The following is a 20796-nucleotide window of genomic DNA, read 5'->3' as shown; positions in this document are numbered from 1 at the left end:
AGGCATTTCGGCGGTCAAGGAATTGTCGTTTTAAATCATGTGCTTTTCATGGCGAATTGACGTTCAGGCGCCACAAATCGGCGGCGTCGGGGGCGGTAGCACCTTTAACCAGTCGCCGCCAGGTCAGCCCGCCGGGATCGCGGGCGGGCCGTTCCGGTCATCGATCATGCGACGCAGCGCCCGGACAACAGAGGCGGCCGGTGCCGTGACGTCGATGGTCGAGATGAGAAGGGCATTCTTGCCGTTTCGGCGGGCGATATCGAACCTGCGGGTTCCCGGATGGCGCCCCAGCCCGGCATGGTGGGGATAGAGCAGCATCACGTTGCGGCATTCGTAGAGCTGGGAATAGGCCATCAACTGGTAGACATCGGCCTGGCTGACCCCCTGTTTCTCGTCGTCGACACGGGGCGCGACACGCTTCCACTTCGTGTCTATGATCATCTCGGTGATACGGCCGTTCCGGATCACGATGTCGGGACGAGTGCGGAAACGTCCGGTGCCATCTTCGAATAGGCAATCGCGGTGCCCGCCCTGGCTGTGCACGCTCAGCCCGCTGTCCGCCATGGCGCGCTTGGCCAGGCGGGCGATGTATTCCTCGAACAGGACGTTCATTTCGAACAGCAGGGCATGGCCGTCCGACCTGCCGGCCGACGTGTTCTGGTAGCGTTGGCCGATCAGCAGCCGGGCCAGGGCCAGCAGGTCCCGCCAGCTCTGGTTGGCCCGGTCGATGTGCACCTGGTCCCAAGGCAGGGCCGTCACCGGGACGGGGCGAATGTCGGCATAGGCCAGGGTCAATTCGCGCAGGCTGCGCTGGTTGTCGGGCGCCGTGGCCAATTGTGACAGGCGGCTGATCGTGGCCTTGACGATCTGGTTCATGGCGATGTCGGGCGACAATTCGTCGAACTGGCAGGCAAGCCTCCCCGGGTCCGCGGCCAATACCGAGAATTGGCGCGCGACGTCGAGGCGTCCGCGCAAGGCGGCCAGATCGTCATGGCGCGCCACGTATTGGCGGGGCATTCCCCGGCGCAGGGCGTTGACGGCCTGGCGGCAGAACAAGCGGATCAGGATTTCGAGCAGGGTGTCGCGTTGCCAGCCCAGCTCGGCCGGCGACAGCGCGTCCAGGCGGATGTCGCGTGCCACGGCCAGCATGTGGACCAGCCTTCGGCGCAAGGCGGCATCCGACGCGGGGCCATCATCGCCCGGGGCATCGATCTTGGGCAGGATTTCCAGCTGGCACCCCGGCGTGGCGATGACACCGACGACCCCGCGGGCGCGAAGGTCGCGGCGGCGATGCTCGAGAACGCCATCCTCGGACCGGCCGGCAAATTGCGAGCGCCTGGCCACCTGGACCAGCCGCTCGGCGTGGCGCTCGGGGATCGTGTCCGGGGTGTCGCCATGGGCCAGGGTTCCCCATTCCCTGAGGCAGCGGCGCATCATGTGTCCGCTGTGCCGCCGGGCAGCCCGTGTGCGTCCGCTGGGTCTCCGGTCAGCCCGTCGTAGCCAAACGGACCGGTGCGCAGCGACCAGCGGATGCGCGGCAGGCCGTCGTCTTCCCCGAACCCCGGCGGTGCCTTCAGCTCGCGGCGCTCAAGGAAACCGCCCGCCTCGCGTCGGATGTCCTCGCCCAGTACCGCCGCGACCTTGCCCCAGTCTTCGAAGAAATATTCGGCCAGCAGCGGAATGACCCGATGGCGCATGACGTCGTCCACTTCGGCCCTGTCGCGGCATCCGATGAAATAGGCGTGCCCGACCTGGTGTTCGCGGTCGTGAAGATACTCGATCCGTTCGTTGAGCGTGGTCAGGATCCGGGGCAGGTCCAGCCCGGTTGCCTCTGCGGCCTCGGCCAGGAGTTCGGGCCGCGGGAGCATCTCGCGAAAGGCGAAACGCCGCCTGAGTGCTGTGTCCAGCAAGGCGATGGACCGGTCGGCGGTGTTCATGGTGCCCAGGATGTGCAGGTTGGACGGCACACCGAATTCCTCGCGGGAATAGGGCAGTTGCACGGTCAGGGCGTTGGCCTGGCCCAGCCGCTTGTCCGGTTCGATCAGTGTGATGAGTTCTCCGAAGACCTTGGAAATGTTGGCCCGGTTGATTTCGTCGATGATCAGCACGTGGGCCGGGGCCGCCCCGGCCACGGGCTCGGCCAGCAATGCCCCAAGTGCTGCCTCGTGTTCGGCGCTTGGCGTGATGCCGTGCAGCATGTGCCCGACGACCCGGAAGGGCGAAATGTCGGACAGGGGCCGGGGCTTGTCGCTTTGCCAACGCCAGTCCACGTCGCGCAGGCTGCTCGCGCCTTCAAAACCCGACCCGGCGTCGAACCGGTAATCGCCGGTCACCAGCCCGACCGCCCGAAACGCGGTGCTACCCACGGTGGCGATGATCACGTCGCCGGGTTTCATCCAGCTGCGGATGGCCTTGGCCTCGATGGCCTGCCACGACCGTGGCGACAGGTCCGGCTCGGCCTTGCGGAATTCGTCCATGATCTCGGCCTCGTCGTCGAAACGGCGGTCGGTCCAGTCCATGTCGCGGGTAGAGACGGCGCGCACCCGTCCGCATTCCAGCGCGTCCTCGGTGAAATCCAGCCCGGTGTCGCCGAACCGCTTCAGGGGAAACCGCCAGATCGCGCGGCCGGCCACCGAGATCGGAGCGGCCGTCGCCCGGCTGGTCTCGGCCCGCCGCGCTACCCTGCGGAAGATGCCGGGCACGGGGTCGAGCCGAAAGCCGCTGCCGCTGTCTCCATCCGTCGTGGGCTGGCGGCCCTCGATGAAATCCTCGTAGGAGGTCGACTGATGAAAGGTGACGAATTCGATCCGCTTCTCTGCCCGCAGCCGGGCATAGGCCGCCATGACCTCTTCGCGGGTATCCGGGATCGGCTCGCCGCAAAGACGCAGGGCCTCGGTGGCGGTTTCGTGGGTCTTGCCGGTGCCCGGAGGCCCGTGCAGGATCAGGTTCGTGCTCATGGCCGGGCTGTCCTGGTCTGAAGAAGGGGGCGTGGCATCTAGGGCCTGTTCCGCGCCGCGGCTGGCATGCAAGGCGGCCCAGAGAAAGCCATGAACGTCGATCATGTCGCGCGGGACGAGCCCACGGCGGCGCAGGCCGTTCATGACGTCATGGGCGATGCGCAGATCACATTCCGCGGTGGCGGCGATCGCGGCGGGGTCGGGGGGATCCTCGACATAAAGCGCCGCCAGGCAGGATTTGCGCCGGCCCTGGTTGATGTCGATCCACCGTTGCGGATGGGCGAACATCAGGAGCGATTGCAACCCGGCGCGGGCTGCATCCCTGTCGGGCTTGCCCGTGGCCTGGCGGATGGCATGCGGTGCGACGATCTCGACTGCAACCTCCAGGTCTTCCGGTTCGCCCTCGGCCTGCAGCAGGTCGAGAATGGCCGTGCCACAGGGGCCTGGCGCGGCGGCGATGGCATCGGTGAAGACGTTCTGCGTGAACCGGTTGAGATGCGACAGCCGAATGACGGCCACGGCCGTCTCGGCCGCGCCGGCCGCATCGGTGATCCCGGGCAGGCGGGCCTGCATCATGTCCATCGCCGCCTGCTTGCTGCCCGTCCCCGAGCCGCGTTCCCCGGCGTCGAATCCGGGATGTCGCAAATCGAACCGTTCAAAACCGGGAAAGCTCTGTCGGAAGTGCGCAAGCCATTGTTCCAGCGTTGCATCAATTCGGGCGTGGTCATCCTGGCCGGATGTGACCTCGGCAAGGAAACGGCCGTATTGCCCCAGCCAGCTGCGCCAGCCGGCCAGCCGGTTCCCGGGCTTTTCCGAGGCGGGCATCAGGATGCGGTAATCGTCACCACCGCGTTTGAAATCGGCCTGCATCTCCTTGAGCCGGCCCAGCAGGGCGTCCAGCCGATCGGCGTGCCAGGCGGCCTCCAGGTCGGCCTGTGCCATGCCCAGCTGCGGCATCATGCTTTCGATCTTGCGCAGTGCAAAGATCCTGGTGGTCCGACCGTTCCGGCTGCGGGCGCCGTTGTCGTGCAGCCAGCGGTCATAATCCTCGTCCCTCACGGTCTCAATCTCTCCTTGTCCTGTTCTGCGCCCGGTCCCTGTCGCGCCCGGTGATCACGCGAAGGCCTCCGACTCGATCCGGTCGAGTGACAGCGTGCCTTCGCTCATCCAGAGGATGGCCAGCCCGACGACCGGCTTTTCGGGCCAGGTCCGGCGCGCCATGGCGGCATAGGCCTCGAGCTGCGGGCGATACGTGGCAAAGCGTGCGTCCGGGTCGGGACAGGCGCCGGATTTGTAGTCGACGATCAAGAGCCCGTCCGGCCCTTCGGCCAGGCAATCGATGACGGCATTGGTTTCGGACCCGTCCGGGTCGATCTCCTGCAGGGGCAGTTCGAAGAGCAGCCGGTCAAAGCCCCTGTCCCCAAGCCAGGACAAAAGGCTGTTTGCCTGCGACCTGATCTGGGCCAGGGTGGTCTCGGACAGGCCGGTCGCGCGGGACAGGCGATCGGCCATGTCAGGGCGTTCGGCCGTCACGCGAAAGGCCAGGTGCCAGGCGGTGCCGCGGTCCGTGGCAGAGGTTGCGCGCGTATCGGCGACCCCTGCGGCCAGGGCAATGGTGTCCAGCCGCGGCGAGGCGGATCGCCCATGGGCCGGTTGGCCCTCGGCGGCCAGTGTCGACGGGCTGCGCCGCCAGGCCGTCCGTTGGATGTCCGCAGCTTGCCGGGGATGTCCGAACCGCGGCGCCTCTTCGGGGTGAGCGAGGGCTCCGTGGTCCGGAGCTTCGGGAAGGCCTTCGGTCACATGTGCCGGGAAATCCTGGCCGGCAATCCGAAGCGTGGTCCCGTCGATGTCGAATCCGGCCCGGTCACGAAGCAGGTCGATCATGGTCTTCGGATGGTCCGACCGAGATCTGGACGACCCGGATTTGGGCGGTCGGGGCAGCACCAGCACGAGCCGGTCGCGCGCACGGGTCAGCGCCACGTAAAGCGCCCGGGCGGCGTTGCGTTCCTCTTCGGGTCGGCGGGCCTCGGCAAAGGGGGCCTGGCTCTCGGGCGCGGCGAAATCGGGAAGCAGCCCAAGGCCGGCGTGTTCCAGCACGTTGTCCAGGTCTTCGAAACCGTCGAAATCCGCATGCAGCGTGCCCGGGCGTTCGGCGATCTTGCGGTCGAATTCGGTGACCAGGGTGATTGGCCATTCACGGCCCTTCGACGCATGCCAGGTGCACACTTCCACACCGGTCGACGACCAGCCGTCCGGGTCGGGATGGCGATCCCGATCCTTGCCGTCCTGATGGGCGATCCAGCCAAGAAAGACCTGCAATCCAGCGCCGTGGAACCCGGACGCGGCACGCAATTCTGGTGCCATGGCCTCGAAATCCTGGGCCGCGGCGTCCAGCCGGGCCAGGTCGGCGAGCGCTTGGCGCGGCGCGGCCAGCCCGGCGGCCCAATCGCGCAGCCCGGCGGCCCGCAGGACCGCGGCCACGGTTTCGGGCACGGACCGGGTTTCGAGCCCGGCCGTCAAGGCATGCAGCGGCGGCAGCGAGCAATGCGTGTCAAGCACTCCGTCCGCTGCATTGCGAAGGGCCTCTTCCAGGGCCATTCTGGGCGGACCCAGCGTCAGCCATGTGAGCGTGGCATGACCGTCGCCGGGATCGGCGGTCAGCGCCAGGGCGGCCCGGGCGGCCCGGATCACCGGTGAGGCCAGCCAGCCGTCCTGCCGAATGCGGACGGGCAGGCCATGCGCTTCGAGCGCCGCGGCCGTTCGCGACGCCTTCTGGTGGGTATAGGTCAGCACGGCAATATCGCTGGGGCGGGCAGGGCGGCTGGCCCCGGTGGTCTTGTCCAGAACCGGGGTTTCGGCCGCCAGGATGTCGGCGATCCGGTTCGCGATGGCTTCGGCGCTGGTGTCCTTGCGCCCGGGCGGTTTCCAGAGGATGTCCAGCGCCGCGGCCTCGCCGGCGGCGCGGCGGGGTTGCAAGGGATCGTATGCGTCAAAGAGGCAAGCTCCCAAGGCATTTACCATCTCCATGATCCGCGCGTCGGACCGCCAGTTCCGGTCCAGGGGCGACACGCTGTCGGGATGGGCCGCCTGCAAGGCTTCGGACAGCCGCGGGTCGGCTCCCTGGAACCCCATGATGGATTGCTTGGTGTCGCCCACGACCAGCGCCCTTTCCGCGCCGCGGGCCAGGCGCCAGAGCAGGGCGAACTGCACAGGGTTTGTGTCCTGGAACTCGTCGATCACGACACAGTCGATGTCATCCAGGACCGATGCGAGGATCTCGGGCCGGGTGCGCAGCAAGGCCTCGGTCTCGGCGATCATGTCGGCGTAGTCGATCAGCCCGGCATGGCGCTTGGCAGCCTGGTAGCTGGCCATGACCTGCTGCGCCCCGGTCACCAGGGCGGTCAGGTGCGCCCGGGCGTCGGCCAGCGGGCCGGGGTGGCGCGGCAAGGAGCCGGCGGCCTCGATGACGGCCCGGGCCAGCGTGTCATAGCCATCGGGTGTCTTCGACCGGTTGTTGGAGGTCCGCAGAGCCCGCAGTTTCTGCCAGCAGGACCAATCTGCATCGAGCCGCCCGGGTTGAGCGGCCCGACGCAGTTGCCGGTGGTCGCTGGCAAAGGCATCGCGGACCGTGCGCGTGTCGGCAAAGAGTGGTGCGAGACTGTCGGGGAAGCGAGCCAGAAGCGCCTCGACCGCGCGCCGCAGGGCTGCCGTCAGAGGCGCGCCATCGTCGGCACAGGGACCATAACCCTCGGCCAGTGCGGCCAGCGCCGGCGCGACGATGTCCGGCGACTGGCCGCGTTCGCCCAGGCTGCGCAGCAGGTCCACGGTTCGCAGCACATTGGCGCGAAAGGCATCCTCGGCCGATCGGCCGGTGTTGTAATCCCACGCGTAGCCGAACCGCTCCAGGTCGGCCATGACCGGCTCCAGCGCCACGCAACGATCCATTTCCAGGCGGATCAGCAGGTCGCGTTCCTGCTCGCTCAGCAACCGGCCCTCCGGTGACCGTCCGGCGGCAAAGGCATGTTCGGTCAGCAGCCGCAGGCCGAGCGCGTGGATCGTTCCGACGTAGGCGCGGTCGATCTCGAGCGCATCGTCGATGCGGCCACGGGCCATCAGTTCCGCCCGAATGCGATCGCGCATCTCGGCGGCGCCCGCTTCGGTGAAGGTCACGGCAAGGATACGCCCCGGCGCCACCTGGCCCGAAACGACCCATTCGGCCAGCGTCTTCTGAATGTGGTAGGTCTTGCCAGCACCGGCGCCGGCGGGCACGAGCGACAGTTGCCTCATGACCTGGCCTCCATTTCGTCCGGCTGGTCGGGCAGGCAGAATGCGGCGACCAGCGGGTTGGCCAACGCATAGGCGGGCAGGCCCCGGTCCTTGGCAAAGGTCTGGGCATCGCCGTGCCGGTTGAGCCGGATCGTTCCCATGCCGACTTCGGCGAGGACCCGGGCCAGATGGTCGATGGCATTGGCCGAGGCATCATCGGCCGCGCATTCGACCCCGGTCAGCCCGGCCCCGTCGGCATCTGACAGGACGGTGCCGTCCATCAGCATGTGATAGGCCGTGACGACGCGGGCCCCGCCCTGAACCAGGCGGGTCAACTCGGTCTCTTCATCGGGGCGCTCCAGCATCGCCCTGTAGAGCGCAACCTGCAGATCCCAGCCCCGTGACATCCGCTCCCGACGCCCCTTTGCCCGCGCGCGCTTGTGGTCGACGACCAGGATGCGGCCGTCGGGCAATTCGAGCAGGCAGTCGGCCTTGCCATTCAGCAGCAGGCCGGCGTGATCGCCCCGAAGAGCCATTTCGTTGTGCAGGATGACGGCCCCGGACCGGCGCAGGAAACCTGCCCAGGCCAGGCAGATCGTCCGCGCCTCGCGTTCCAGGTTGCGCCGTTCGGTCGCCCAGGCGCCGTCCAGCAGCCAGTCCGCATGACGGGACAGCACCTCGTGCAGCACCTCTGGTACCCTTGCCAGGATGGCGTCGTCCGGAGGAACCGGGGCCCGTTCCGTGAAGATGTCCTCGAGCACCTGGTGCATCAGCGTGCCCATCGTCATTGCGTCCAGCGCCTCGGGTGCCCATGTCCGGTCGGTGGCGTCCAGCTCTTCGAGCAGCCAGGCCAGCGGGCTTACCAGCAGGGTTTCGAGCCGCGAAGGCGACTGTGGCAGGGCCTGGCCATCGGACGCACTGCGCAGGCGCAGAAGATTGGTGCCCGGACGGTCATCTCTGCCCAGCCCGCGCTGCAGGTGGATCAGCCCGTCGGCGGGCAGGTCAGGTGCGCCATTGCCCGGCACGGGTAAGGTGGCGGACAGGGCGACAGGTCGCTTGCCGGGCGGCATTCTGCGGACGTCCTGAACAAGACCGGCTGGATCGTCCCTGCCCAGCAGGTGGGCGATGAGCGCCATCCCGGTCGACGGGGCCTGTCGCACGCCCCCGAGATCCAACGCCGGCACCAGCAGCGTCAGCCCGTCGCGGGCCGCGCCCAGCTGGCGGCGCATCAGTGCAAGGCCGCGTTCCAGTTTCTGCTGGCGGCCCGCAAGCAGCAGGCCGCTGCTGCGGATCGTTGCGATTTCCGCTTCGGTGAAAAACGGATCGGTGCCCGGCTGGCGCGGCCAATGCCGCCCGGCCATGCCCAGCACGATCAATTGGCGGACCGGGCGCCAGGGTAATGCCGACTCGGTGAACAGCGAGATCCCTTCGACAAATCGGTCGTGACCTTGTGCGCCGATATCCCGCGGCGTGGCGCGGCGACGCAGGAGCGGCCAGTCGATGGCATCTCCGGTGACGGAGGCCAGCGCAGCGATGCGTGGTTGCAGGTCAAGGTGGGGCACGGCGCGGGCGATGGCGCCAAGCCGGCCGAACAGCTGTGCCGGGGTCTCGCAGGGGCGCAGTGCATCCAGCAGCTGACGGGACGGGCCACCCAGTTGGCGCGCGCTGCGCGAATACCCGCGGTCGATGACCTCGCGCGCCATTCGGCGGCCGGTTTCGGCCGGCCAGGGCATTCCTCCCGCAACGTAAAGCGAGGCCATCGCCGTCCGCGGAGCGGGCCCGGCCAGGATAACCAGCAGCAACGATAGCAGTGCCCCGGCGGTGTCGCGCCGGGCTTCGTCGCGGGGCAGGCCCGACAGCGGCAGGCCGGCACGGTCGAATGCGTCGGGCAGGGCTTGGGCATAGGCCGGGTCGTCAGGCACCAGCAGACCGATCTGCCGTGCCGTCTCCACGGTGCCGTCCTGCAGCATGGCCTGGGCCCGCGCGGCGGCGAATTCGGCCTCTTCGCGGGGATCGCGCAGGCCGAAACAGGCAATGCCGTCGTCCGGAGTGACCCGATCCGCGCACAGGCCCAGGTTGTCCTGGACATACCGCAAGGCCGTGCCATCTGCCGCGCGGGACGCGGCTCGTGGCTGCGCCACCGCGCCGTGATGCGCCCGCAAGGTCGCGTCCAGCGCAGCTTCGGCCGGGGTTGCAAAGGCGCAGGGGTCACCGAGGACCGGCAGGGCCTCCAGCGCGTCACTGGCCGCGCTGCGGATCACGTGGTGCCAGGTCTGCAACGGGCCCGGCAGCTGGCCGAGATCGCGCCAGAGATCGCGTAGACCGGTCAGGTGGGTGCGCGCGCGGCTATCGGGCAGAGCCTCGGGGCGCAGGTCCGAAGGATCGAGAGTGGACGTCGCCCGGGCAACGGCCAGCAGGCCGGACTCGACGGCCCGGCTTGTCTCTTCGGCCGCCACCTTGTGGCTTTCGGCCCAGGGACCACCCGACCCGATCGCTTCCTGCAGGTCGATGGCGGAGAGGCGCGGCGCCAGGTAGGTTCCGGCCAGCAGGTCATCAGTAACGTGCCGCGTGGCACCCGTTGCCGGGTTTCGTGTCATCAGCGGGTCAATGCGCATGCCTGGCCTTTCGTTGTCGTGGGGCGGTCAATTCGCAACATGCGCATACAGGGTGTCAAAAAGTGTCGTGCGTCACGGCAGGGCCGGAAAATCGGCGCGGCGGTGCGGTGCGACGAGCCGGCGCAAGGCCTTGGGGGCCACGACGGTCACCTGATCTCCCCATTGGTAGAGATACCAGGCCATTTCCAGGTGGCCCGAGGCGCGGAACCGCACGGTGAGCGATCCGTCGGTCTCGTCCGTCAACTGCTGATCCGGATGGAAAAGGAACTGGCGGGCGACGGGGGCGGCGCGGGGTGAGAACCGCCATTCCACGGGGCCGAACTCGGCCTCGGCATGGTAAGAGCCGAATGACAGGGCGGAAAACGCCTCCAGGTCGAATTCCGGATCACGGGCAAAGGCCTGGCCTGTGATCTCGGCCGTTTCTATGCGATCCAGTCGAAAACGGCGCATCTGTCCGTCGCCCTGGACCGGGCGGGCCACCAGGTAGCGGCGCATGCCCAAAAGGAGCCCGTGGGGTTCCAGAAGCCGCTCGGACTCGTCTCCGCCGGCATCGCGATAGGCCAACCTGACGGTGAAGGGCGCGCGCAGGGCCTCGGTCAGAACGCCCAGGATGCGCAGGTCGGGCGTGACCTGCGGACCCGGTCGCGAAGCAAACCCCTGGGCTTCGAGCAAGGCCTCGGCATCGGCCTCGGTGCGGCGCGCCTGACTGGTCGGCATCGCGGCCAGCAACCGGTCGCGCAGCACCTGCAGGCGCTTTGCCTCGTCCGGTGCGGCATCGCGGGACGCCCGCCTGATGGCCATGTCCAGCGCCGCCAATTCGGCATCCCGGACGCCCTGGGCCTGCAACCACCGAGGATCGTGCCGCGGCATGCGCCAACGTCGGCGCCGGCTTTCGTCTTCGGTGATCTCCACGTCGCGGAACACGGTTTCAAAGGACCGCATCATGCGCTGTGCCGTCCGGTGATCGCAGCCGAATTCCTCGGTCAGGTCGGACAGGGCAATCCCGTCATAACGAGACATGGCCATTTCTGCGACACGCAGCAGATCGGCGGCCTTGGCATAGGACATTGGGAAAACCCGGTCACATCAAACAATTGCCCCGCCACATCATGGTGACAGGTTTTGCCACGCTCGGCCGGAATTATGGATTTGTCAACGAATCTCGATGTGCCAGTTCAACCGGAGGGACAGAAATGGAGCGACTGGATCTGGAACATGCCCGCGGATCTATCGCGCGTGGCCTCGCGCGGCAGGCGATGGAACAGGCTGCGTGTCACAGCGCGGACACGGGGGCCATCCTGGCTGGGCTGCACGCAATGGCACCAAACCCGCGCAACCGTCAGCGGTTCGCGGCAAGGCTGCGGGGCCGGCCCGGCGTTGTTCAGGCGCGGCCGGTGGCGGACGGGCTGGTCGTCGTGTTGCGCACGGCGCTGGCGGTGGACCTTCGCAAGGAGGGACAGCCTTGCTTCTGCGAGGACCGTATCGCCTGGACCCGTATTCACCTGCGCAATGGCAGACGGCGGTTCACCTTCGAAATCTCGGCGCTGCATGTCACCCGTCACGTGCTGCAACGGCGCGTCGAACGCTCCGATTGCCCGCTGGTGCATCTGCTCGATCACATGGATGGCGCAATGTTGCGCGCCTTCGCGCGGTTGCAACAGAGCGGCATGCTGACGGACCGAGACGATCAATACCTTCTTGCCGGGCGTGGTGTCTGGGCCGGTGGCGTCGAAGAAACATGCGTCGATCCCGATTGGGGGCCGGCGTTCCGCCAGGCAGCGCCGATGAAGATCTTCGCCATCAGGACTTTCCTGGCCGAAAGCGAGATGCGCCCGACGGTCTGGCTCGGCTGGTCGGAAGCCCGCGAGGCCGACAAGGCGGCCTGACCGGACGGCGGGGCATTGGGGCAACCGGCGCGCGGCACGTCGCCCGGGCTTGTGCCGCGCCGTTTCCCGCCCCGGCCCTTGCCTGATCGGGGTTTGCCGCTATGACAGCGCCCATGACCCCTGATCGCCTGACCCGTTCCGCACGCCTCTCCGTCGCGCCGATGATGGACTGGACCGACCGCCATTGTCGCTTCCTGCACCGGCTGCTGTCGGCCGAGACGCTGCTTTACACCGAAATGGTCACCGCGCCGGCGCTCGTGCGGGGCGGGGCGCTGCACCTGCTGGCTTTCAACCCCGAGGAACACCCCGTCGCCCTGCAACTGGGCGGGTCGGGTCCGGCCGAGCTGGCCGAGGCCACGCGGCTGGGGGCCGAGGCGGGATATGACGAGATCAATCTCAACGTCGGCTGCCCGTCCGATCGCGTGCAATCGGGCTGTTTTGGCGCGGTGCTGATGGAACGGCCGGCGCTGGTGGCCGAATGTGTCGCCGCGATGCGCGCGGCCAGCCCGGTCGAGGTGACCGTCAAGTGCCGCATCGGGGTCGATGACCAGGACCCCGAAACCGTGTTGCCCGATTTCATTGCCCGCATGCGCGACGTCGGCTGCACGCGGCTGACGATCCATGCGCGCAAGGCCTGGCTGCAGGGGCTCAGCCCCAAGGAAAACCGGGATGTGCCGCCGCTGGATTACCCGCTGGTCCTGCGCATGAAGGAACGGTTTCCCGATCTGCACCTGTCGGTCAACGGCGGGATCACCTCGCTCGACCAGGCCCGGGTGTTTCTGGACCAGGGGATGGACGGGGTGATGATCGGGCGGGCGGCATACCACGATCCGGGGGCCGTGCTGGCTGCGGCCGATCCGGTGATATTTGGCACCGGCGCGGCCCGCGATCCGGTCGAGGTGGCGCGGCTGATGCTGCCCTATATCGCCCGGCACCTGGAGGACGGCGGCAAGCTGCACCAGGTTACGCGGCACATGCTGGGGCTGTTTTCCGGCCGGCCCGGCGCGCGGCGCTGGCGGCAGGTGCTCTCGGCCGAGGCCACCCGGCCCGGCGCGGGGCCCGAGGTGGTCGAGGCGGCGCTGGATCACGTGACGCGCGACGCGGCCTGACACGACCGAACAGGGGTGCATCGGGGCCGGCCTGGCCGCCCCCGATCTTGCCGAATGGCGGTCAGACCGCGGGGTCGGATTGCGGATCGTCGACCAGCGGGGCCGGGCCTTCGCGCGGGACAAAGGTCAGCGCCAGGGCCATGGCCACCACGGCACAGAACGCAATGGCACCGATCATCGGCAGGGCGGTGCCGTCGAAGAACAGGCCCGACAGGGTGATCATCACGCCGCCCGTCAGCATCTGCAACGTGCCGCCCAGCGACGAGGCCAGCCCGGCCTTGTCGCCATGGGGTTCCAGCGCCAGCACGGCGGTGGTCGGGATGACCAGGCCCAGCCCGGCATTGGAACAGAACAGCCCGGCCATGATCACCGGCAGCGGGGCCAGCCCGGCCAGGGCCAGGCAGACCAGCAGGATGTTGGAGCAGAAGAAGATGCCCACGCCGCTGCGGACCACGCGAGACACGCCGATGCGCACGGCCAGGGGGCCGGCGAATTGCGTGGCCGAGAAGAAGCCCAGGGCGTTGAGCGCAAAGGCCAGCGAGAACTGGGTGCTGTCCATGCCGAACTGGCCCATGTAGACAAAGCTGGCCGAGGCGATGAAGACAAAGAAGCTGGCCATGCCGAAGCCGCCGATGAAGGTCAGGCCCATGAAGGTGCCATCGGTCAGCAGCGCCCGGGCATTGCCGGCCAGCCGGCGCATGTTGATCGGCGTGCGGCGCTCCTTGGGCAGGGTTTCGGGCAGCAGGAAGACCGTGACGCAGATGGTGATGACGGCCAGCCCGGCCATGAAGGCAAAGACCACGCGCCAGCCCGACATGGCAATGACGATCGATCCGGCCAGCGGGGCCAGCATCGGTGAGACCGAGATGACCAGCATGACCAGCGACATCAGCTTGGTGGCCTCGGGGCCGCGGTAGAGGTCGCGCACGATGGCCCGGGGCATGACCATCATCGCCGCGCCGCCAAAGCCCTGGATGGCCCGGCAGAGCGTCAGCGAGGTGGCGCTTTGGGCAAAGGTCGCGCCGATGGCCCCGGCGCAGAAGATCGCCGCGCCCAGCAGGATGGGCAGGCGGCGGCCGGCCTGGTCGGCCAGCGGGCCGTAAAAGATCTGGGCCAGGCCATAGGCGATGAAATAGGCCGTCAGGGAGAATTGGATCTGGGCCTCGGTGGCGGTCAGATCCCGGGCGATTTCGGGCAATGCGGGCAGGTACATGTCGATCGCAAAGGGACCGACGAGCGACAAGAGCCCGAGCATCAGGGCGAACCGGAGCATGAATGCGACCTTTCGGGGGAAACGAATCGGGGATCAATGTATGTCTTCGGCAATTATATGCCAATAGCATGTAAGCAGCCTCCCGCCGATTCCGGCCCGGTCTGACACGGCATGGCTTGATCGGGGCCGGTCTTGGGGCATCCTTTCGGCAATCCCGCCCCGGAGCGCCCATGATCGCGATGCCTGATTGCCTGCCTGTTTCATCCCGTGACGTGCTGTCGGTCCCGCCCTGTGCGGGTTGTGATGCTGTCTTACGCGGCCCGCAGTTGGCGAACCTGTCGGCGAGCGGGGCGCGGCGAGGGGGGCCGGGGCGGTATGTCCGGGTGAGGCAACAGCGGGCGGATCGGGACCAGGGACCGGCACTCGGGAGCACGGGCAAGCGCGCAGGGAACGGGCGTACAGGGGATGAGCGCCCGGGGAATGGGCGTACGGGGGAGCAGGGCCGCGCATGACGACCTTCGGAGATGGCTACCGGCTCTACCCGGTCCAAGCCGAGACGCGTCGCTGGGCGGTCAAGGCCCGGAACGTTGCCCGCGAGGTGATCCGCGAGGCCACCCGCGACGAGGCCGCCCGGGCGCGCAACCTGCGCCATGGCCAGACCTGGTTCGTCGGGGTCGATGCGCTGCCGTCCGGGCCATGGGGCGGGCTGGACAACGTGCCGCTCAAAGGCCGGTTCCAGCGCGACCTGACGCCGGTGCAGGGCTGGGTGAAGGGGCAATTGTCGGTGGTCTTTCCGGGTTATCCCGGGCGCGATGCGAGCGAAAGCGATGCCGCTCACCGCTATCGGCTTCTGCGCGCGGCGGCCCATGTGGATGGGCTTCTGGCCCGCGGGCCGGACCGCCGGCGCTATCCGCTGGAACGCCATGCCTTCGTGCTGGGCCTGCCGCTGACCGAAGTGGCCCAGGCGCCGACCCTGGCCTGGCCGGGCTCGCACCGGATCATCGGCGCGGCGCTGCTGGAGGCCGTGGGCGACGGCGATCCCGACCTGGCCGATGTGACCGAAGCCTATGGCGCGGCGCGGGCGCGGGTGATGGAGACGATCCGGCCGGTTCCCCTGGCACCGCCGCCGGGCGGGGCGTTCCTGATGCACCGGTTCCTGCTGCATGGCACGGCGCCCTGGGAAGACGACGGGGCCGATGCGCCGGACGGGCGGATGGTGGTGTTCTTCCGGCCGCTGGTGGCCGACACGGCGCAATGGCTGGCCCGCGACTGGGCGACGGGGCCGGGGGCGTTATAGGCCGGAGCTGGGCCGTGCGTTCGGGAGCGGGGAGCGGAGTAGGAATAGCGTGGGCCTGTGCACGTGACAGGCCTTGCGACGCATCGCGGGCGCTGGACGGATTGGGCACGGCATGACGCAGGGCGTTGATGTTCGTTTGTCGCGGGCCGTGCGCGCGTCGCGAGGCGGCGCGAGAGGCGGGTCTAGCGCGACAGGCGGCCGGCGCGGCCGCCGCGGCGCTTTTGCAGGCGGGGGGCGCGGTCGGGCAGGGCGGCGATGATCTCGGCCCGGGTCTCGGCGGCCATGGCCGACCAGCCGGCGATCTCGTCCAGCGTGCGGAAGCAGCCGGTGCAGATGCGTTCCTCGGGATGGATGACGCAGATGTTGATGCAGGGCGAGGCGATCTCGTCCCGGCGCCAGGGATCGTCGCTCATGCCCCGGCCTCGCGGGCGATGTTGCGCAGCCGGTCCAGCGCGCCCTGCAGGATATAGGCCGCGGCGACATGGTCGATGACCTCGGCCCGGCGCTTGCGCGAGGTGTCGGCTTCGAGCAGGGCGCGTTCGGCGGCGACCGTCGACAGGCGTTCGTCCCAGAAGGTGATGGGCAGGTCGGTCACGCCGGTCAGGTTGCGGGCAAAGGCCCGGGTCTTCTGGCAGCGCGGGCCTTCGCTGCCGTCCATGTTGCGTGGCAGGCCCAGCACGATGCCCGCGGCGTTGCGGGCGGCCAGCAGGTCCATCAGCCGTTCGGCATCGAGGGTGAATTTCTGGCGGCGGATGGTCTGCATGGGCGTGGCCGTGCCACGCAGGGAATCCGAGATCGCCACGCCGATGGTCTTGTCGCCGAAATCCAGCCCGGCGATGGCCCGGCGGGGCGCAAGGGCGGCGGCAAAGTCTGCGATGTCGTCGTGGATCATTGTGACAATCCCGCCTGTGCGGCCGCGGCCGCGATCATGTTCCGGGCCTGTGCATCCCCGGCAAAGACCTCTTCGGCCCGCTGACGGGCCGCCTCGGCGCGCCCGGTTTCGCCCAGCACGCCCAGGGCCGCGATCAGCCGGGCCCAGTCCTCGACCGGGCCGCCGTCGCTGTCCAGCCGGCTTTGCAGACCGTCGACCATGCCGCGTACCATGTCCATCCGCTCTTCGGGCGTCAACTCGGCCGCGGCGTCGATATCGGCCTGGGAAGGCCCGCTGGCCGGGGCGGAGGGCAGGGCGGCGGCGGGCGCCGGCGGCTGGGGCTGCCAGGTCACCCCGGCCAGGCGGGCCATTTCGGGCATGCGCTCTTCGATCGGGGCACGCCAGGGCGCATCGGCCGGGCTGTCGCGCAAGAGCGCCTCCCAGATGCCGAAGGCCACGTCGGGCCGGCCGGTCTGGGACATCATCAGCCCCCAGTAATAGCGGGCCACCGGGTTGCGCCGGTCACGGGCCAGGGCCTGGCTCAGGGCGCCCTCGGCCTCGGGCGAGACATAGCCCCCCGCGGCCAGCACCAGCATTTCGCCCAGGTCGGCATAGTCGGAGGCCGCGGCCGCCTCGCCCCGGATGCGGATGACCTCGTCCTGGGCCCGCCAGGCGGCGGCGAAATTGCCCAGGGCGGCCTCGTTCTGGGCCAGCAGAACGTGGCCCTGCAGGTCGTCGGGCCGTTCGGCCACGGTGGTGCGCAGCTTGTCCATCAGCTCGGCATATTGCGGATCGGCCGGGGCGGTGGCGCCGGGGGCGGGCATCTCGGCTTCGGCCGCGGCCTGGTCGGGCCGGGTGCGGCGCAGGTAATCGGCCTGTTCGATGCGCAGGGCGCGGGGCAGGTCGTCATAGCCGGGCACGCCGAGATCGCGGTAGAGCAGCACGGTACCCCCGACCAGCAGGGCGACCAGCACGCCGGCCAGGGTCAGCCCGCCCGGTCCGGCCTTGCCGCCTTCGGCCATCTGGGCCTGCAGCTGGGCATCGGCGGCCAGGATCCGGCGCGAGACCTCGGCCCGCACGCGCTCGGCATCGGCGGCATCGATCACGCCGCGGGCCAGGTCGCGATCGACCTCGCGCAGCTGGTCGCGATAGACCCTGAGGTCATAGGCCGCGGGCGGTTCGGCCCCCGTTTGCCGGCGCAGGAGCGCCATGACCAGGAGCCCGGCCACGGCCAGGGCAAGCGCGATCGTGACGATCCAGAAAATCATGCAACCTCCGTTTCCGTCCCGATCTATAGATCGCGGCGCCGGGGAAAAAGGGGGCAAATGGGTGGGGTTGCCCGGGCGGGGCGCGGTGTCGCACTTGTGAACGCGGCCGTGAGGCCCGGGGATGCCGGCGTCTGGTCGGGCATTGCGTGGAAACGGCTGGGTGATTGGGGAACGGTGTATGCGTCGGATGCGGGCGGTGTTGGTGCCGGACCGGCAGGGCTGTGGGGTGGACACGGGCCGGATGCCTGGCCGGAGGGGTAAGGGCAACGGCCGTGAGATGGAGCCGACAGGTGCCGGAGATGTGCGAAAAGGCTATGGCACGGGGCAGGCATGGGTCGGATGCCGGGGCAGAGTGGTATGGGAGTAGAGGGAGACAGAGCCTTCGCGGGCCGGGAATGGGAAGGATTGCCTGTTCCCGGCCCGGGATCATTGCGGGAACGGTCGCAGGATGGGCGGGACACAGGCCGTGCACCGCCGGACCGGGGGGGCGGCGTGGCAGGCCGCGACCGGCGGATCGTCACCGTGTCGCAACCGGACATCATTGCGCCGGAACGAGGCGCGGCTAGAATTGCGATGCGGGCGATAGGGTCCGCAACAGACCGGATCCGGGGAATCGCCTGACCATGAAGAGATATTCCGCCTTTGCCCTCGTCCGTGAGGCCCTGAACGACCACAAGGGCTGGTCCCGGGCCTGGCGCCATGCCCAGCCCAAGGATCGCTATGACGTGATTATCGTCGGCGCCGGCGGACACGGGCTGGCCACGGCCTATTACCTGGGCAAGCGGTTCGGCATCACCAACGTGGCGATCATCGAAAAAGGCTGGCTGGGCGGAGGCAACACCGGGCGGAACACGACGATCATCCGGTCGAACTATCTGCAGGACCCGTCGGCCGCGATCTATGAAAAGGCCCGCGATCTTTATGAAGGGCTCAGCCAGGACCTGAACTACAACGTCATGTTCAGTCCGCGCGGCGTGCTGATGCTGGCCCAGACCCACCACGAGGTGCGCGGCTATCAGCGCACGGCTCATGCCAACCGGCTGCAGGGCGTCGAGACCGAATTCGTCGGGCCGGAGAAGGTCAAGGAGATCGTGCCGATCATCCGGCTCGACGGGCCGCGCTATCCGGTGCTGGGCGGGCTGTGGCAGCCGCGCGGGGGCACGGCGCGCCATGACGCCGTGGCCTGGGGCTATGCCCGGGCCTGTTCGGCCATGGGCATGGACATCATCCAGAATTGCGAAGTGACCGGCGTGCGCTCCGACAATGGCCAGGTCACCGGGGTCGAGACGACCAAGGGGGCCATTGCCTGCGACAAGCTGGGCATCGTCGTGGCCGGCCATTCGGGCGTTCTGGCCCAGATGGCCGGGTTCCGGCTGCCGGTCGAAAGCGTGGCCCTGCAGGCGCTGGTCAGCGAGCCGATCAAACCCTGCATGGACGTGGTCGTCATGGCCAATACCGTGCATGGCTACATGAGCCAGTCGGACAAGGGCGAGATGGTCATCGGCGGCGGGGCCGACGGGTTCAACAACTATACCCAGCGCGGGTCGTTCCAGCATGTCGAGGAAACCGTGCGCGCACTGATCGAGACCTTCCCGATGATCTCGCGGCTGAAGATGCTGCGGCAATGGGGGGGCATCGTCGACATGACGGGCGACCGCTCGCCGATCCTGTCCAAGACCCCGCTGGGCAATTGTTTCATCAATTGCGGCTGGGGCACAGGCGGGTTCAAGGCCATCCCCGGTTCGGGCTGGGGCTTTGCCGAGCTGATGGCCAAGGGCGAGGCGCCGCTCTGCGAGGCGTTTTCGCTGGACCGGTTCAGCGAGGGGCGGTTCATCGACGAAAGCGTGGCGGCGGGGGTGGCGCATTGACCGGCCAGGCCGCTTATCGCTACGGGTACGAGATTTTTCCGGGAAAAATCTTGGGCCGCGGGACGGCGGACGTCGGGGCAACCCGGCACCGGGCCGGGAACCTTTCGCCGGCCCGCGCGGTTACCCCTGCAACCGACACTTGCAGGAGGCCGACATGTCCGACCAGACACATCAATCGACCGGAAACGGCAACACGGCGATCGCCTTCATCCTGGGCGCCGTCGTCGTGGCCCTCATCGCCATCGGCTACGTTGTCTACACCGGCAACATGCCCATTGGTGACGAGCCCGACGTGCGCATCGAGCTGCCCGGCGGCGCGGAAATCGAAGGTGAGGTCAACCCGGGCAACTGACGCCCGTGGCCGCCCGCAGCCGTCGCGCGGGCCGAGAGTTCAGTTCTTTGACAAGTACCGGATGGGCCTGCCTCGTGCCCATCCGTTTTTCATGTCCGGGCCCCGGTTTGCCGGCCCGGCATCCGGCACCGACCGTTTGGGAGCCTGTTCCGTGGCACATGGCCCGGCCGATCGTTCCGGCATGGTGCCAATCAGCCCTGCGCAGTCCGGCCCCGTTCCGATCCGCCCCGCGCCACGTGGCCCCTTGCCGGTTAACCCCGCGCCATCCGGCCCCAGGCTGATCCGTCCCGCGCCGTTTTCCGCTGCGTTGGCCTGCCTTGTGCCAATCTGCCCGGCGCCGCGCCACCTCGCACGGATGCACCCAGGGCCGCTCCGCCCCGCATATCGCCGGGAGGTCGCCCATGGCCTATGACGAAGCCCGCGCCGACCTGATGCGCGCCGATTTCGGCGTCGAGCCGGGCTTGGGCGAAAAGCGCATGTTCGGCGGCATCTGCTTCCTGCTTCATGGCAACATGCTGGGCGGCTACGGGCCCAAGGGCGCGCTCTATCGCCCGGGCAAGACCGCCGAGCCGGATTTCCTGGCCATCGACGGTGTCGCGCCGATGATGCAGGGCCGCCGCCGGATGAGCGGCTTTGTCCGGCTCGACGACGGCGCCTTCGACGATGCCACCCTCCGCCAAAGACTGACCGATGCGTCCCTGGCCCATGTGGCCGGCCTGCCGCCAAAGGAATGACCCCATGCTGACGCTGCAATGCCCCTGTTGCGGGGCGATGACCGAGGAAACCGAACTCAGCCCCGGGGGCGAGGCGCACCTGACCCGCCACGGGCCGGGCGCGACGGATGACGATTTCACGGCCTACATGTTCCACCGTGAAAACGCCCGGGGCGTGCATTTCGAACGCTGGCGCCATGCCTATGGCTGCGGCAAGTGGTTCCACGCCGCCCGCTGCACCGTGACGCTGGAAGTCTTCGGCACCTATCCGGCCCAGACCACGCAACCCCCGCAGGACATCCTGGACCGGATCACGGCCCGGCGGCCGGACTGGACCTGGCGGGACCTGAGCGCGAAATGACGACCGACAACAAGGACCAC

Annotated in this window: 16 protein-coding genes; 7 read left to right on the top strand and 9 right to left on the bottom strand. The window is 68.6% G+C overall.

Annotation, left to right across the window (positions count from 1 at the left end; translation table 11 throughout):
• Positions 1-123: 123 nt before the first annotated feature.
• The 5 genes from ACK3BB_RS14850 to ACK3BB_RS14830 form a co-directional block, all read right to left on the bottom strand.
• Positions 124-1434 carry an McrC family protein gene (locus ACK3BB_RS14850; protein ID WP_428925421.1) on the bottom strand — a complete coding sequence of 437 codons (1311 nt, stop codon included), beginning with the start codon at positions 1432-1434 and terminating at the stop codon, positions 124-126.
• Positions 1434-4016 (bottom strand): AAA family ATPase, encoded by a 2583-nt coding sequence (locus tag ACK3BB_RS14845; RefSeq protein WP_428925420.1) that lies wholly within the window; start codon positions 4014-4016, stop codon positions 1434-1436. The genes ACK3BB_RS14850 and ACK3BB_RS14845 overlap by 1 nt, the downstream gene beginning before the upstream one ends.
• Positions 4017-4070: 54 nt before the next feature.
• Positions 4071-7244, bottom strand: a complete 3174-nt coding sequence (locus tag ACK3BB_RS14840; RefSeq protein WP_428925419.1) for a UvrD-helicase domain-containing protein — start codon at positions 7242-7244, stop codon at positions 4071-4073.
• Complete coding sequence (locus ACK3BB_RS14835; protein WP_428925418.1) at positions 7241-9838, bottom strand: PD-(D/E)XK nuclease family protein; 2598 nt, start codon at positions 9836-9838, stop codon at positions 7241-7243. Before ACK3BB_RS14835 ends, ACK3BB_RS14840 begins: the two co-directional genes overlap by 4 nt.
• Before the next feature lie 72 nt (positions 9839-9910).
• Entirely contained in the window at positions 9911-10906 is a 996-nt protein-coding gene (locus tag ACK3BB_RS14830) for a helix-turn-helix transcriptional regulator (protein ID WP_428925417.1), read from the bottom strand.
• 125 nt (positions 10907-11031) lie between these two features.
• On the opposite strand from ACK3BB_RS14830, the gene ACK3BB_RS14825 reads away from it, so the two are divergent.
• Together ACK3BB_RS14825 and dusA are read left to right on the top strand one after the other, a co-directional pair.
• Entirely contained in the window at positions 11032-11724 is a 693-nt protein-coding gene (locus tag ACK3BB_RS14825; RefSeq protein WP_428925416.1) for a hypothetical protein, read from the top strand.
• Between the two features lie 113 nt (positions 11725-11837).
• Positions 11838-12833, top strand: a complete 996-nt coding sequence (gene dusA / locus ACK3BB_RS14820) for a tRNA dihydrouridine(20/20a) synthase DusA (protein ID WP_428925415.1) — start codon at positions 11838-11840, stop codon at positions 12831-12833.
• A 61-nt stretch (positions 12834-12894) separates the two neighbouring features.
• Here the strand turns inward: dusA and ACK3BB_RS14815 are convergent, their stop codons facing one another.
• Positions 12895-14106, bottom strand: a complete 1212-nt coding sequence (locus tag ACK3BB_RS14815) for a multidrug effflux MFS transporter (protein ID WP_428925414.1) — start codon at positions 14104-14106, stop codon at positions 12895-12897.
• Positions 14107-14554: 448 nt separating this feature from the next.
• Here ACK3BB_RS14815 and ACK3BB_RS14810 point away from each other — a divergent pair, with 448 nt between their 5' ends.
• On the top strand, positions 14555-15343 hold the full coding sequence (locus tag ACK3BB_RS14810) for a hypothetical protein (RefSeq protein WP_428925413.1): 789 nt from the start codon (positions 14555-14557) through the stop codon (positions 15341-15343).
• A 182-nt stretch (positions 15344-15525) separates the two neighbouring features.
• Here the strand turns inward: ACK3BB_RS14810 and ACK3BB_RS14805 are convergent, their stop codons facing one another.
• Genes ACK3BB_RS14805 through ccmI form a run of 3 tightly spaced genes read right to left on the bottom strand, consistent with a single transcriptional unit; the run spans position 15526 to position 17482 of the window.
• Positions 15526-15756, bottom strand: coding sequence for a DUF1289 domain-containing protein (locus ACK3BB_RS14805; RefSeq protein ID WP_428925412.1), 231 nt, complete (start codon positions 15754-15756; stop codon positions 15526-15528).
• Positions 15753-16235, bottom strand: coding sequence for a Holliday junction resolvase RuvX (ruvX, locus tag ACK3BB_RS14800; RefSeq protein WP_428925411.1), 483 nt, complete (start codon positions 16233-16235; stop codon positions 15753-15755). The genes ACK3BB_RS14805 and ruvX overlap by 4 nt, the downstream gene beginning before the upstream one ends.
• Positions 16232-17482, bottom strand: a complete 1251-nt coding sequence (gene ccmI, locus ACK3BB_RS14795; RefSeq protein ID WP_428925410.1) for a c-type cytochrome biogenesis protein CcmI — start codon at positions 17480-17482, stop codon at positions 16232-16234. The genes ruvX and ccmI overlap by 4 nt, the downstream gene beginning before the upstream one ends.
• A 623-nt stretch (positions 17483-18105) precedes the next feature.
• Here ccmI and ACK3BB_RS14790 point away from each other — a divergent pair.
• From ACK3BB_RS14790 to ACK3BB_RS14775, 4 genes are all read left to right on the top strand, one after another.
• A complete protein-coding gene (locus ACK3BB_RS14790) occupies positions 18106-19350 on the top strand; it encodes a sarcosine oxidase subunit beta family protein (protein WP_428925409.1) in 1245 nt (414 codons plus the stop codon).
• A 154-nt stretch (positions 19351-19504) separates the two neighbouring features.
• Positions 19505-19702, top strand: coding sequence for a hypothetical protein (locus tag ACK3BB_RS14785; RefSeq protein ID WP_428925408.1), 198 nt, complete (start codon positions 19505-19507; stop codon positions 19700-19702).
• A 401-nt stretch (positions 19703-20103) separates the two neighbouring features.
• On the top strand, positions 20104-20436 hold the full coding sequence (locus ACK3BB_RS14780) for a TfoX/Sxy family protein (protein WP_428925407.1): 333 nt from the start codon (positions 20104-20106) through the stop codon (positions 20434-20436).
• 4 nt (positions 20437-20440) lie between these two features.
• On the top strand, positions 20441-20776 hold the full coding sequence (locus ACK3BB_RS14775; protein ID WP_428925406.1) for a sarcosine oxidase subunit delta: 336 nt from the start codon (positions 20441-20443) through the stop codon (positions 20774-20776).
• Positions 20777-20796 lie beyond the last annotated feature (20 nt).

Origin of the sequence: Marinibacterium sp. SX1, from assembly GCF_050389775.1 — a bacterium.
Lineage (GTDB): Bacteria > Pseudomonadota > Alphaproteobacteria > Rhodobacterales > Rhodobacteraceae > Marinibacterium.
Note: the sequence above shows the minus strand (reverse complement) of the source record. Positions and strands in the feature narration are given on the sequence as shown.